Origin of the sequence: Streptomyces sp. NPDC100445 (genome assembly GCF_044759735.1) — a bacterium.
Classification (GTDB): Bacteria; Actinomycetota; Actinomycetes; order Streptomycetales; family Streptomycetaceae; genus Streptomyces.
Window position 1 is genome coordinate 718,557 of record NZ_JBIVZV010000001.1, and the last position, 13,033, is coordinate 731,589.

General features: G+C 74.0%; 13 protein-coding genes. 4 read left to right on the forward strand and 9 right to left on the reverse strand.

Annotated features, from left to right (window positions below):
• Nucleotides 1-45 precede the first annotated feature (45 nt).
• From ACIQVT_RS03285 to ACIQVT_RS03295, 3 genes are all read left to right on the forward strand, one after another.
• Nucleotides 46-1,311 (forward strand): sensor histidine kinase, encoded by a 1,266-nt coding sequence (locus tag ACIQVT_RS03285; RefSeq protein WP_403746682.1) that lies wholly within the window; start codon nucleotides 46-48, stop codon nucleotides 1,309-1,311.
• Nucleotides 1,308-1,970, forward strand: coding sequence for a response regulator (locus tag ACIQVT_RS03290; protein WP_403746687.1), 663 nt, complete (start codon nucleotides 1,308-1,310; stop codon nucleotides 1,968-1,970). The genes ACIQVT_RS03285 and ACIQVT_RS03290 overlap by 4 nt, the downstream gene beginning before the upstream one ends.
• 156 nt (nucleotides 1,971-2,126) lie before the next feature.
• The gene (locus ACIQVT_RS03295) at nucleotides 2,127-2,639 is read left to right on the forward strand and encodes a MarR family winged helix-turn-helix transcriptional regulator (RefSeq protein ID WP_403746690.1); all 513 of its coding nucleotides are present in this window, start codon (nucleotides 2,127-2,129) and stop codon (nucleotides 2,637-2,639) included.
• Nucleotides 2,640-3,096: 457 nt separating this feature from the next.
• Here the strand turns inward: ACIQVT_RS03295 and ACIQVT_RS03300 are convergent, their stop codons facing one another.
• Nucleotides 3,097-4,272: a PP2C family protein-serine/threonine phosphatase gene (locus tag ACIQVT_RS03300; protein WP_403746693.1), complete on the reverse strand. Its 1,176-nt coding sequence runs from the start codon at nucleotides 4,270-4,272 to the stop codon at nucleotides 3,097-3,099.
• Between the two features lie 199 nt (nucleotides 4,273-4,471).
• Here ACIQVT_RS03300 and ACIQVT_RS03305 point away from each other — a divergent pair, with 199 nt between their 5' ends.
• The gene (locus tag ACIQVT_RS03305; protein WP_403746698.1) at nucleotides 4,472-4,906 is read left to right on the forward strand and encodes a MarR family transcriptional regulator; all 435 of its coding nucleotides are present in this window, start codon (nucleotides 4,472-4,474) and stop codon (nucleotides 4,904-4,906) included.
• Between the two features lie 369 nt (nucleotides 4,907-5,275).
• Here ACIQVT_RS03305 and ACIQVT_RS03310 read toward each other — a convergent pair whose 3' ends face one another.
• From ACIQVT_RS03310 to ACIQVT_RS03345, 8 genes are all read right to left on the reverse strand, one after another.
• Nucleotides 5,276-5,686, reverse strand: a complete 411-nt coding sequence (locus ACIQVT_RS03310; protein WP_403747880.1) for an STAS domain-containing protein — start codon at nucleotides 5,684-5,686, stop codon at nucleotides 5,276-5,278.
• Nucleotides 5,664-6,752, reverse strand: a complete 1,089-nt coding sequence (locus ACIQVT_RS03315) for a B12-binding domain-containing protein (protein ID WP_403746702.1) — start codon at nucleotides 6,750-6,752, stop codon at nucleotides 5,664-5,666. Before ACIQVT_RS03315 ends, ACIQVT_RS03310 begins: the two co-directional genes overlap by 23 nt.
• Nucleotides 6,749-8,431 carry a SpoIIE family protein phosphatase gene (locus ACIQVT_RS03320; RefSeq protein ID WP_403746706.1) on the reverse strand — a complete coding sequence of 561 codons (1,683 nt, stop codon included), beginning with the start codon at nucleotides 8,429-8,431 and terminating at the stop codon, nucleotides 6,749-6,751. The genes ACIQVT_RS03315 and ACIQVT_RS03320 overlap by 4 nt, the downstream gene beginning before the upstream one ends.
• 296 nt (nucleotides 8,432-8,727) lie before the next feature.
• Complete coding sequence (locus ACIQVT_RS03325) at nucleotides 8,728-9,162, reverse strand: ATP-binding protein (protein ID WP_403746709.1); 435 nt, start codon at nucleotides 9,160-9,162, stop codon at nucleotides 8,728-8,730.
• A gap of 117 nt (nucleotides 9,163-9,279) precedes the next feature.
• On the reverse strand, nucleotides 9,280-10,122 hold the full coding sequence (locus ACIQVT_RS03330; RefSeq protein ID WP_403747883.1) for an RNA polymerase sigma factor SigF: 843 nt from the start codon (nucleotides 10,120-10,122) through the stop codon (nucleotides 9,280-9,282).
• A gap of 145 nt (nucleotides 10,123-10,267) precedes the next feature.
• The gene (locus ACIQVT_RS03335; RefSeq protein ID WP_403746712.1) at nucleotides 10,268-10,627 is read right to left on the reverse strand and encodes an STAS domain-containing protein; all 360 of its coding nucleotides are present in this window, start codon (nucleotides 10,625-10,627) and stop codon (nucleotides 10,268-10,270) included.
• Between the two features lie 12 nt (nucleotides 10,628-10,639).
• Nucleotides 10,640-12,256, reverse strand: coding sequence for an FAD-dependent oxidoreductase (locus tag ACIQVT_RS03340; protein WP_403746715.1), 1,617 nt, complete (start codon nucleotides 12,254-12,256; stop codon nucleotides 10,640-10,642).
• Nucleotides 12,253-12,990, reverse strand: coding sequence for a class I SAM-dependent methyltransferase (locus ACIQVT_RS03345; protein WP_403746718.1), 738 nt, complete (start codon nucleotides 12,988-12,990; stop codon nucleotides 12,253-12,255). The genes ACIQVT_RS03340 and ACIQVT_RS03345 overlap by 4 nt, the downstream gene beginning before the upstream one ends.
• Nucleotides 12,991-13,033 lie beyond the last annotated feature (43 nt).

A 13,033-nucleotide genomic window follows, 5' to 3' on the forward strand; every position in this document is an offset into this window, starting at 1 on the left:
GCCCCGGCCGGGGCCGCCAGGACGCCGAACCGACAGGAACGAGTGATGACCGAGGCGGCCACAGGGCCCGGTGACCCCCACCAGGCACACCGGACGAGGACCGCCGTACGGAGGCACGCCGATCCGGTCCCCGTGCGGGCGGCGCGCCTGGTGCGGGCCGCCCGGCGCCGGGGCTCCCGGCTGCCGCCCGGGGTGCGGGACGGACTGTTGCCGGCGCTGCTCCTGCTCCACGTCATGACCACGCGCGCGCCGCGGGAGCTGCCGGTGGCCGTGGCCCTGACCGCCGCCCTCGCGCTGCCGCTGGTGTGGCGGCGCCGGGCCCCGCTCACGGTCTTCGGCGTCGTGGCGGCCGCGGCCTTCGTCCAGTGGCTGGTGGGCGTCCAACTGCCGGCCGACGTCGCCCCGCTGGTGGCTCTCCACACGGTAGCCGCGCACTCGGGCCTGCGCGGCACGCTGGTCGCCGGCGCCGTCGTGGAGTGCGGGGCCCTGCTGGCCTGCCTGCGCTGGGCGACGGGAGGCGCGTTCCTGACCCCCTTCGTCGGGGTGAGCGCGGTGGTGGTCGCCGCCGCCGTGCTGGGGATGAACGCACGCACCACGCGCGCCTATCTCGCGGTCCTGGAGGAACGGGCCGCACGCCTGGAGGAACAACAGGACCAGCGGGCGCGGCTGGCCGTCGCCGAGGAGCGGACGCGCATCACCCGGGAGATGCACGACATCGTCACCCACAACCTGTCCGTCATGGTGGCGCTCACCGACGCCGCCGTCCACGTGCAGCACCGGTCGCCGGACAAGGCCACCACCGCGATGGTCCGGGTCTCCGAGACGGGCCGGCAGGCCCTGACCGACATGCGGCGCTCGTTGGGCATCCTGCGGACCGACGAACCGGACGCGGAACGCCACCCGTTGCCCAGCATCGCACAGCTGGAGGACCTCGCCGACCGGATGTGCGCCGCCGGGCTGCCGACCCGCGTCGAGATCCACGGCGGCCACACCCACGTGCCCGCCACCGCCCAACTGACCGTCTACCGCCTGGTACAGGAAGCCTTGACCAACACCTTCAAGCACACACCCGCCGGCTCCCAAGCTCAGGTCCGGGTCCGGTGCTCGACCGAGGACGTGACCGTGGACGTCACCGACAACGGCCCCCGCCCGCCGCGTTCCGGCGCCGCAGGACCGGGCCACGGCATCACCGGCATGCGCGAGCGCGCGGCCGCCTACGGCGGGAAGCTGCGCGCCGGCCCGCTTCCGGGCGGTGGCTGGGGCGTTCACACCCGGCTCCTCCTCGGCAGCGGCGGAGCGGCGTCCGCATGACGATCCGCATCCTGATCGCCGACGACGAAGCGCTGCTCCGCATGGCCTTCGGTACGGTCCTGGAGGCCCAGCCCGACATGGCACCCGTCGGCGAAGCCGCGGACGGCGCCCAGGCCGTACGCCTCACCCGGGAGCTGCGCCCCGATGTCGTCCTCATGGACGTCCGGATGCCCGGGACCGACGGGATCGAGGCGACCCGGCAGATCGTCCGGATCGCCCCGCGGAGCAAGGTGCTGATCCTGACCACCTTCGACCTGGACGAGTACGCCTTCGCCGGGCTCGACGCCGGTTCCTCGGGGTTCCTGCCGAAGAACACCAGGCCCGAGGAGCTGCTCACCGCGATCCGCGGCGTGGCCTCGGGCGACGCGGTGGTCTCCCCGCGGATCACCCGCCGCCTGCTGGAGAAGTTCCGCCCGCACCTCTTCGACGGCGGCGGCGCCGAGCACGACGAGCGGCTGAGCCGGCTGAGCGCCCGTGAGCGCGAGGTGCTCGTCCAGGTGGGCCGCGGCCTGTCCAACAGCGAGATCGCGGCCGGCCTGTACCTCGCGGAGGCGACCGTGAAATCCCATCTCGGACGCATCCTGCACAAGCTGGAACTCCGCGACCGCGTACAGGCCGTGATCTTCGCCTACGAGAGCCGCCTCGTCCGCCCGGCGTGAGACCGCCGCCCGGCGGGGCGCGGGCGGCGGCCCTGCCGGGAGTGCCGGCCGCGTCCCGGAGCGGGCCGGTACCGGTTGCCCCGCGGATGGGCGGGTACAGCGTGTGCGTGAGGTAGGTGTCGGTCAGGTCCAGGGGTTCCTGAGAGTGATGAGTTCGTGACTCGTCCCGGTGGTGCCGGAGACGGCCAGGCGCGCGCGGAGGGGGACGGCCCCGATGCCGCCGCGTCGCAGATCGCAGACGCCGTCGAGCGGCTGTCCCAGCTGTGGTCGGACGCCGCGCAGCGGGCGAGTCTGCGGCTCTCGGCGCACCAGCTGCGGGGTCTGCGGATACTGGAGGCCAGCCCGGGGCTCAATCTGACGGGCCTCGCGGAGCGCATGGACATCGGCCTGCCCACGGCCAGCCGGCTCTGCGACCGTCTGGAGGCGGCGGGCCTGCTGGAGCGTGAACTCCACCCGCACCGGCGGCGCGAGGTGCGGCTCAGCCTGACGGGCCACGGCCGGCGCCTGCTCACCGAGGTGGCCTCGGAACGCGCGCGGGCCCTGGCCACTCCCCTGGCGGCCATGCGGACCGCCGAGCGCGCGGCGCTGGTCCAGGGCATGCGGGCCTTCCTACGGGCTCAACGCCACGGACCCGCACGGGGCACCGACCCCGACACCCGCGAACCCTGACGCGCGGCGGGGCAACGGCCGGTCGGCCGGCGTACGGCGCGCGCGCCCAAGGCGTACGGGCGTTCCAACTGACGCGGCGACCCGGACCACACGCGGCGCGGGCACCGATGTACGCCCACGGTGACAGACGGCTGAACCCGGCCGGGCACACGTCCACTCGGACCTACGCGCCGCGCCGACCCCGAGAAACGCGAGCCGTGACACGGGGCTGGACCCGGCCCGGCGGGGCAACGGCCGATCGGGCCTCTCGCCGACCGCCCGGCGCAGTGTTCCTCCGTAGGTGCGGGCGTTCGCGCGGACCAGCGCACCCATCCCCGTCGGGCGGCGGTGCGCCGGGACGGTGTCGCCCCCGGGGCGTCCCGCTCGCGGGGGACGGACGTACCGGCGCGGTCCACGTTCGGCGGCCGGTGGTGCGCGGTCACGCGGTGCGCCCCGGGCGGTCAGCGGGTCGTGTCGCTCACCGGTCGTCCTCCGGCCGGCCGCGCCAGTCCAGGCAGACCACGAGCGCGTCGTCGTCCGGCATGACCTCGCCCCGGTGGCCGGTCAGCTCGCGCAGGATGGCGCGCGGCACCTCGGCCGCGGGGAGCAGGCGGGTGGACTGGATCGCCCGCGCCAGGGCCGCCTCCCCGTACGCCTCCCCCTTCGGCGAGGCCACCGCGTGCACGCCGTCGCTGACGAACAGCAGCCGGTCGCCGGGCTCCACCTGGAACTCCTGCGCTACGTAGTCGGTCTCCTCGAACATGCCGAGCGGCAGCTGCGCGTCGAGCGTGACCCGCTCCACGACACCGCGCCGCAGCCGCAGCAGCTGCGGGGAGCCGGCGTCGACCACCCGCACCCGGCCGGTCGTCAGGTCGAAGTCGAAGAGCAGGACGGACAGATAGCAGCGTCCGCGGTAGTGGGCGTAGACGGCCTGGTCGGCGAGGGCGGCCTGGTCGGCGATGGGGATGCCGGCCCGCCGGGCGTTGCGCAGGGCGTTGATCGCCAGGTTGGTCAGCAGGGACGCCTCTATGCCCTCGCCCATGCCGTTGGTGACGTACAGGATCAGGTGGTCCGCGGTGGCCGACCAGTCGAAGTTGTCGCCGAAGACGGCGTAGGCGGGCTCCAGCTGGGCGGCCAGGTCGTACTCGGGACGCGAACACGAACGGCCGGGCAGCAACTGCCACTGCATCTCGGCGGCCAGCGTCAGCCGGTCCTTGCGCCGCGCCTGGAGGTACAGGTCGGTGTCCCGCTCGGCCACCAGCACCTCGCGTCCGAGCACCTCGGCGATCTCGCAGAGTTCGGCCTGGTGCCGGCGGGCGTGGCCGGCGTCGGCCAGGGTCACGGACAGCACGCCGATCCGGTCGCCGCGCACACTGACCGGCAGGTGCAGCCTGGCGCGCCCGTCCCGCAGGTCCTCCCTGTAGCACTGCTGGGAGCCGAACGCCCGCCCGGCGGGGCTGTTGTGCACCGACACCGGTTCCAGGGTGTGCGGCAGCACGGACACCGGCTGGAGCACGGTCAGGCTGTAGTCGGCCATGAACAGCTCGACGGCCTCGGCCGCGTACTGTTCGACCAGTACGCGGCGGGCGGCGTCGAGCAACTCATGGGGAGCCGCTGTCCGCAGGGCGCGTACAGCGGCGACGAATCTCTTCACGATGAGAAGTGAACCAATCTTTCGCCGGACATAGTGTGTGCCTCCCGCGGAGGCGAAGTTCTCCCGTACCGTCGGCCGGTCGCGCCGGACATCGGCCGGCGGCACCCGCACCTAGTACGCTGGCGGGCACCCCAGTGCCTGCGAGAGTGTGACTGTGACTTGCTTCCACCGCCGACCGGAGCCCGACGAGATCGCACGCGTGACCTCAACGGCCGCGGAGCTGCTGGAAGTCCTGTGGGGCCGGGCGTCGACCGCGCCGGCCTCCGCGTCCCAACTGCGCCTGCTGCATATCCTCGAGCACCAGGACGGCATCAATATGCGCACGCTGGCCGAGGCACTGGCCTCGACGCCGCCGTCGACCAGCCGGCTGTTCGACAGGTTGCAGGCCGCCGGGTTCGTCGAGCGCGAGAACAGCCCGGCCGACCGGCGTGAGGTGCGGCTGCGCCTGAGCGGCCGGGGCCGCGCCTTCCTCGCCGATCTGCGGTCCCGCCGGGAGGCGGAACTCAGGGCGGTCCTCGCCCTCATGCCGGCCGCGAAGCGGACCGCGCTCGCGGAGGGGCTGGAAGCGTTCTGTGCCGTGGCCGCCGAGCAGATACACGCCGACGCGCAGGGTCCCGGAAGCAGGACCGCCTGAACCGGCCGGCCGGCCGGCACCGCCCGCCTCGGACGACGGCGCGCACACGGAGCGGCCTCCGTTGACCGGAGCATCCCAGATCCTTCCCCGTGTACATACGACACGGCTACTTTCTTGCCTCCTGGCTATAGTTGTCAAACGGCAACTGTTGATGCCGTTCGGTCCTTGCCGGGCATCCGGAGGACGCCCTGTCCTCCGTCTACCCCGAGCCCCGGGCGATCCGCGGTGTCCGGGCCGCACTTCTCGGCCCGGATGCGCGAGCGCACCGAGGAATCCGGCCCCCAGCAGGGGAAACGCCTCGACGGGAGGCCGAAAAGATGTGCGGCGCCGGGTGCCCGGGCGGACGACGGAACCTCCGGAGCGGTCCGCTCAGGTGGCGCCGGCCCGGGTGGCGTCGCCGTCCGCGCCCGCCTCGCGGTCGTCGGCGGGCGTCACCGGCCGGGTGAGGTGGCCGAGGATGTCGGTGAGCAGGAGCCGGTGGTCCAGGACGGCGGGACGGTTGTCCAGGCAGAGGCCGGCGCCGAGGGAACTGGTGTATCGGCGGATCATCAGCAGTGCGGACAGGCCGGAGGAGTCGATCCAGGTCGGTCCGCTGAAGTCCGGGTGGACCACCCGGGGCCGGGGATGGCTCCGCAGGTGCGCGACGACGGTGTCCACCAGGTCGTCGCTGGTGTCGTGGTCCAGCTCGCCGACCACACGGACCGTCCACGTGGCCGGCCGGTGATCTCCAGGCTGAATTCGGTGGGGGCGTGCTCGGTCATACGCGGCTGTCGGGTCCAGGCGCGGGTCGGGTGGAGTGGGCGCGTACCGCGAGCTCGCCCGCGCGCAGCAGACCCAGGGCGCGAGGGAAGTCGCGGAGCAGACCGGCCAGGACGTCCAGCCCGGCCAGCAGGGAGGGCGTCGGCACCCCGCGGGCCCGCAGGATGCCGGCGGTCCAGGTCAGGAAGGCGGTGAAGACCCCCGGATCGTCCACGTACAGGGCGGTGGCCAGGAAGCCGACGATGTGGGCGAGGTCCTCCGCCGTACGCTCCCGCTGCGCGTCGGTGTAGTCGCGCAGCGCCGGGAAGCGGTCCTCCAGGTCGCTGAGCGTCTGTTTCACCAGCCGGCCGCGGGAGTGGACGACCATCGTGTACTCCTGGTCGGCCAGGTGGGGCAGGTCGTCGACCACCTGCCGGACCGCCGTGGGCGCCGGCCGGGGCAGACCGCGCGCCAGGACGTCCGCCGCGCCCCGGGCGTCCGCCGCCCACCGGTCGGCCCCCAGGGCCTTCGCGTACCTGCCGTCGGGGCCGAAGGCGCGGCCCCCGGCGAGGACCGGGACGCCGACGGCCTGGCAGGCGGTGATCGCCGTGTGGGCGGTGGGCAGGTGGGTGGGCAGCGAGCTGGACAGCAGCACGGCCTGCGGGTCGGTGTGGTGCAGGTGGGCGATGAGGTGCGGGGTGGGCGTCTGCGCCCCGAGGTAGTCCACCTGCCAGCCGCGCAGGCGCAGTACCTCGGTCACCAGCCGGGCCGGGAAGGCGTGCCACTCGCCGTCCACGCAGCAGACGGTCACCCGGCCCAGCACCACGCGGCCGGGCCGGCCGGGCCGCGGGAGGTGGGCCAGGGCGGCCACCACCCGTTCGTTGATGGCCGTCGCGGCGTGCTCCTGGGCGACACTGAGGCGGTCGGCGGCCCATGCGGTGCCGACCCTGACCTGGACCGGAGCGATGACGTCCAGCAGCAGTGTCTCTTCGTCCAGTCCGTCGGCCAGGGCGTCCCGGACGGCGTCCACGGCGTCGTACTCGTCACCGGCCGTGACGGCCTCCCACAGCCGCTCGCGACACTCCTCCGCCCGGGCGGGGTGGCTCACCTGCTCCTCCGGGGATGCGGATGGCGGGCCCTGCCGTCGACCACCGACAGGGGGCCGGTCCTAGGGGCACTGATGGCGAGGACGGCCATGTCGTCGTGGGGTCCCGTGGCGAGCCACTGGGTGGCGAGCATCTGGACGCGTTCCACGACCGCCTCCGCCGGCATGCCCGCGCACTCCGCGAGCGCCCGCCGGAGCCGGTGCTCCCCGAAGAACTCGTCCCCCAGGGGACCCCCGCGGGCCTCGGTGATGCCGTCGGTGTAGAGCAGGCAGGTCTCCCCCGGAGCGAGCGCGGTCTCGACCGTGCGGGCCGTCACCGTGGGCAGCGCGCCGACGAGGGTGCCCCGGGTGGGCATCTCCTCGACGTCGCCGTTGTTGCGGACGACCAGCGGCGGCAGGTGTCCGGCGCTGGTCAGCCGCAGCCGCACCCGGCCGTCCCGGCGGCGGACCGAGGCGAGCACGAGGGTGGCGAACCGGGTGTGGTGCGAGGTCAGCAAGGCACCGTTGAGGAGGCGGAGGACGTGCTGGTGATCGGCGGCGAGGGGCAGCAGCGCGTGCAGGGTGTTGCGGATCTTGCCGGTCAGCACGGCGGCGTCCAGGCCCTTGCCGGCGACGTCGCCGAGGACGACGAGGCTCTCCTGCGAGGAGTCGGCGCCGGGGTGGAAGTCGTAGAAGTCCCCGCCGACCCGCTCGTGGTCCTTGGCCGGGCGGTAGGCGGCCGCGTACTCCACCTCGTGCACCCGGTGCAGGGCGGGCGGGAGCAGTTCCCGCATCAGCGTGGCCGTGATGGCGGCCTGTTCGGTGTAGAGGCGGGCCGCGGACAGGGCGGCGCCCGCCCGGGCGGCGAACAGCCGGGCGAAGACCTCCTCCCCCTCGGAGAAGGACCGCTCGGTGCCCGAACGCAGCAGGACCAGCGCGCCGGCGGGCACCCCGTGGCCGGGCAGGGGGGCGATGATCACGGAGCCGGCCGAGCCGGAGAAGCCCTCGGGCAGCAGCCAGTCCGGGATGGCGTCGGGGTTGATCCAGCGTGCCGGGACGGGCGGGAAGCCCTGGAGCGCCTCGCTGAGACCGGGGACGGTCCGCGGGTCTACCTTCCGGGTGACCTGGGTGACGGACCCACCGCGCCCGGCGTACGTCAGGTGGTGGCGCCGGCCCTGCGGCGGGGCGACGAGCACGGCGGCCTCGGCCAGGTACTCCGCGGCCGTGCCGGCGACCACTTCCATGCAGCGGGGGACGTTGAGGGTGGACAGCAGCCGGTTGGAGACCTCGGCCAGGGCGGTGGACCGCTCCTGGGCGCCGAGCAGGGCCTGCTCGGCCCGGTACCGGTCGGTGTCGTCGACCAGCCACCACACGACGTCCCCGTCGGCGGACGGCGAGGGGTGCGCCTGGAAGACGCGTTCGTCGATGACACCGCTGAGCGGGGCGCGGGGCTCGGTCGGCCGGCCGCCGGCGAGGTGCCGGTGGGCGTCGGACAGCCAGGCCGGCACGACGTCGTGGAGCCGGTCACCGCCACAGGCGTCCGGCAGCAGTGACCGGGCGGCCCGGTTGAGCTGCACGAGGCCGCCGTGCCGGTCGACGACCAGGACGGGGCAGGGGGCGTCGCCCCACGTCGCACCGACACTGGCGGCGGCGTCGCGCGGGGCGGCGGAGGAGCCGCGATGAGCGCACACAAGCAGGGGCACGCGAGACGCGCGCCCCACCACCTTCCTGCCATCGGAAATAGATGCCTTACGGCAACAGTTCCGCATGATGGCGTGGGAAGCAAGCCGCGTCCCGGGGTCGGTGGCGGCGCTCCGGTGCCGCTTCCCTGCTGGGAGCGGCCGCTCGGTGCGGAGAAAAATGTGGGCCACTTCCTGTCCGGGACCGCCCACGCGGGGGATTCCTCACCCTGGGCGGGGAGCGTTCGCCCCTGCGTGCGATTCCGGCCCGCGGGTCCGCGCCGGCCGGGCGTCCCGTCTGCGGGGCGCCCGGCGGGGCGTCACCCGGCCGCGCGTCCGGCGGGCGTGTCGTCCGCCAGGGCGAGGCGGACGGTGATCCGCTTGCCCACCGGCTCGCGCTGGGCCTCGAAGGCCTCGGCGACGGCCAGGACGATCTCCAGGCCGTGCTGGCCGACCCGGCCGGGCTCGGCGGCCCGGGCCACCGGCAGCACGGGGTCGGAGTCCCACACGGACACCTCGACCAGGGCGCCGACGACGCGCAGGTCCATCAGGATGGTCCCCTGCGCGTACTTGCACGCGTTGGTGACCAGTTCACTGACCACCAGCTGGGTCAGGTCGAGCGCCCGGGCGGAGACCGGGACGCCGTAGTCCTGCTGCGCGTGCGTCAGGAACGCGGCAGCACGGTGCCGCGCCTCGGCGATGCAGCCGATCCCACCGTCGAGCGCCGCGCTGGCCTTCATCGGCTCGGGGGCCATGTCCCGTGCACGGTCGGCGCGGAGACCGCACGCCGTGGAAGCCGCCTTCACTACCTTCACTTGGCCGCCTATACCCGTCTTGTGGGGCTCCATGCCCCTGACTACGACGAAGGGAACTCAGCGAGTGGTGAGCATGCCTTCGCGCAGGCGCTTGAGGGTGCGCGACAGCAGCCGCGAGACGTGCATCTGCGAGACACCCAGACGCTCACCGATCTGCGCCTGCGTCAGCTCCTCCACGAACCGCAGATGCAGGATCACCCGGTCCCGCTCCTCCAACTCCGCGATCATCGGAGCCAACGCGTGGAAATCCTCCACCAGACCCAGCGCCGCGTCCTCCGCACCGATGAAGTCCTGAAGCGCGCTCTCCCCGTCCTCACTCCCACCGATCGCCGCGTCCAGCGAAGCCGAGTTGTAGCCGTTGGCCGCCAGCCGCGCCTCCACGACCTCCTCCTCCGACAGACACATCAACTCCGACAGCTCACGCACCGTCGGCGTCCGCCCCAACCGACTGCGCAACTCCTCCGTCGCCCGCGCCAACGCCACCCGCGCCTCCTGAAGACGCCGCGGCACATGCACCGCCCACGACGTGTCCCGGAAGAACCGCTTGATCTCCCCCACGATGTACGGCACCGCGAACGACGTGAACTCCACCTCACGCGTCAACTCGAACCGGTCGATCGCCTTGATCAGGCCGATCATCCCGACCTGGACGATGTCCTCCATCTCCTCCGGCCCACGACTACGAAAACGCGCCGCCGCGAACCGCACCAACGACATGTTCATCTCGATCAACGTGTTCCGCGCGTACTGGAACTCCGCCGTACCCTCCTCCAGCACCGCCAGCTGATCGAAGAACACCTTCGACAGCTCCCGCGCATCCCGAGGAGCCACAGCCGTGGGATCCGCGACCTCCGGCAGCCCGACCGCATGGGCCGTCGCACGCCTGTCCGTCTTCGCCACGCTCACTGCCGTCAAGGTGTTCCCCTCCCGGGTACGCACGCCGCCCGGGCCGGGCGACTGGTCGATGGGGCTCGGTTACCCGGTCGTACGCCACTCATGCGTGCGCCGGCACCACCGGATTCCGTACGTCCGGCCTGATGGGCCGTCAGCCGTCCGTGACGCCCAGTGCCGCCTCGCGGGAGTCGGTGAGGGTGAAATGCTCGCGGGTGCCGCTGATGGTGAGCAGGCGGGCCACGCTCTCCTGGAGCGGGCCGAGGAGGACGAACGCGCGGCCGTCGGCCCGGTGGCGCTGGTGGGCGTCGAGGAGGGAACGGAGCAGCTGACTGTCGCCGAAGGTCAGACCGGTGAGATCCACCACAGTGGTCGGCAGGGCGCGCTCGTCGGCCTCGTCCCAGGCGGCGGCGAGCAGGTCGCACTCGTCGTAGTCCACCTCACCGCGCACCGTGACCTCGAGGACACGACGGTGCCGGGTGACCCGCACAACCGTTCCCGACTCCCACTGCATCCCGTCATCCTGTCACTCTCCGGCCGGGTCGGGCGAGCCCGTTCCCGGCCGGTCGCCGCGTCTGTGACGTGGGACGTTCCCGGTCAGAGCGGCCAGATGGCGCAGCACGGCGCCGCGGCCGCGGTCCGGTACCGTCCACAGCGTCTGGCCCCGCACGCCCCACCGCTCCAGCAGCGCGTTCGCGGCCAGGAAACCGGTCGTCGCGGCGCGTTCCATCAGTGCCACGGGCAGGTCGGTGCGGACCAGGTCGCCCGCCAGGACCAGACGCGGGTCGGGGGTGCGGACGGTCGGCCGGTCGTGGTGGCCGCCCACCGGGAAGAGGGGGCAGTCCTCGCGCCATTCGTGGCGGACGTCGACGATCCCGGCGTCGCGCGTCTCGGGGTAGACGCGGCGCATCTGCTCGACGAGGCGTTTCTCCTCCACGTCCCGGGGCGCCCCGGGCGGCACCGCGTAGGCGTGCAGCTCGACCACCGATCCCCCGGTGCGCGCGGCCCAGCGGGCGGCCTCGTCCTCCCAGGCCTCCAGCACGCTGATGTTGTCCAGGGTCTCGAAGCCGCCCGTGCCCAGGAAGCCCGGCCGGCCCGGTGCCACGGGCCGGTCCAGCCACAGCCGGGTGACCAGGAACGGCGGGGCGTCGCGCAGCCGTGCGACGCGCTCGCGCCAGGGCGCGTCGCCGAGGCGGTCCGAGCGGGCCACGAGGGAGCGCAGGCCGCCGCCGTCCAGGGCCAGGACGGCGCTGTCGTGGTGGCGTTCGTCCCGGTCGGTGGTGACCAGGAAGCCGCCGTCCCGCGCCGGTGCGACGTGTGCGACGGACGTGCCGGTGCGCACCTCGGCGCCGTGCCCCTCCAGGTAGCCGGCCAGCGGCTGCCACAGGGCGGCGGGGAAGGGCTCCCGGGGCACGTCGAACAGCAGGCCCTCGGCGGAGCCCAGGAAGTAGATGTGGAACATCAGGGCCATCTCGGCCGCCGAGAGGTGCCTGGGGTCGGCGAAGAAGCTGCGGGAGAACACCTCGAAGGCGAGGTGCCGGGCCTTGTCGGGGAAGCGGACGGCGTGCAGGAAGTCGTGGGCGCTGGTGCCGTCGAGCCGGTCGTAGATGTCGGGGACCCGGACGTCGAGCAGGGGCAGCGCCGCGACCGGGTTCATGGCGGCAAGGTCCCGCAGGCCGAAGGAGGGGCTGAGCGCGACGAAGCCGAGCGCGCTCCACGGCGGGGTGCGCGGGACGTGGCGGAAACTGTCCCGCAGTCCCCCGGCGTGCAGCAGCGGGTAGTCCGGCAGGCCGGTCAGCCGCCGCAGCCCGGGGTCGGTACGGCGCAGCAGCCCGCGCAGGTTGTAGTACTGGCGGAAGAAGGCGTGGAAGCCGCGGCTCATGGTCACCGGCGTGCCGTCCCGCAGGGTGGTCGACCAGCCGCCGACCCGTCCGCCGAGGTAGGGCCGGCTCTCGTACAGCGTGACGGCGACACCGCGCTCGGCGAGTGCGGTGGCGGCGGCGAGGCCGGCGATGCCACCGCCGACGACGGCCGTGGTGGGGCGGATGCCCCGCACGCGTCGCGTCCCGGGGGCGGCGGGGAGCAGCCGGGCCCGCCGGTCCCGGCCGCGGCGGGCGGCGTCCGGGTGTCCGCGCCCGGTCATCGCGCGGGCTCCTGGTGGCGGGCGGTCCCCGGGCGGCGCGCGACGAAGGTGTGGGTGATGCCCGTCTGCCAGCCCGGCAGGGGCAGCGCCCGGACCCGTTCGAAGCCGGCCGCGCGGACCCGGCCGGCGAAGCGGTCGGCGGTGTCGAACTCCACGACGCTGCGCCACAGATGGCGGTAGAGCTCGCCGTCGCCGAGGGCGGACGCGGTGGGCTGGACGAGGCCGCGGCACACCAGCGTCCACACGGCGCGGTCGGCGCGCCGGCCGCTCAGGGTGTACTCGTGCACGCCGAGCCGACCGCCGGGCGCCAGCAGACCGCGGGCGGTGGTGAGGACGGCGTCGGGGTCGGAGACGTTGCGGAAGAGGTAGGCGGCGAAGACCGCGTCGAACGGCCCGGCGACCCCGGCCTCGGCCAGGCCCTCCGCCGGCGCCCGTACGAAGGTCACCTCCTTCGCCCAGGGTTTGGCGGCGGCCCGCTCCAGCATGCCGGCGGAGGCGTCGACGGCGGTGATGCGCGCGGCCGGAAGGACGGAGCGGAGCGCGGCCGTCGAGGCGCCGGTGCCGCAGCCGAGGTCCAGCAGGCGCAGGCCCGCGCCGTGCCCGGGCAGGCCCAGGCGGCGTACCGAGCGCCGCAGGTGGGCGTGGTAGCCGGGGTTGGCGGCCACCAGCGTGTCGTAGCTGCGGGCGGCGTGGTCGAACGCGGCGGCGAGGTCCGCGTCACGCAGCAGGGTCATGCGGTCTCCAGGGGCGGCGGGGTCGGGTACGGGGAGGGGTGCC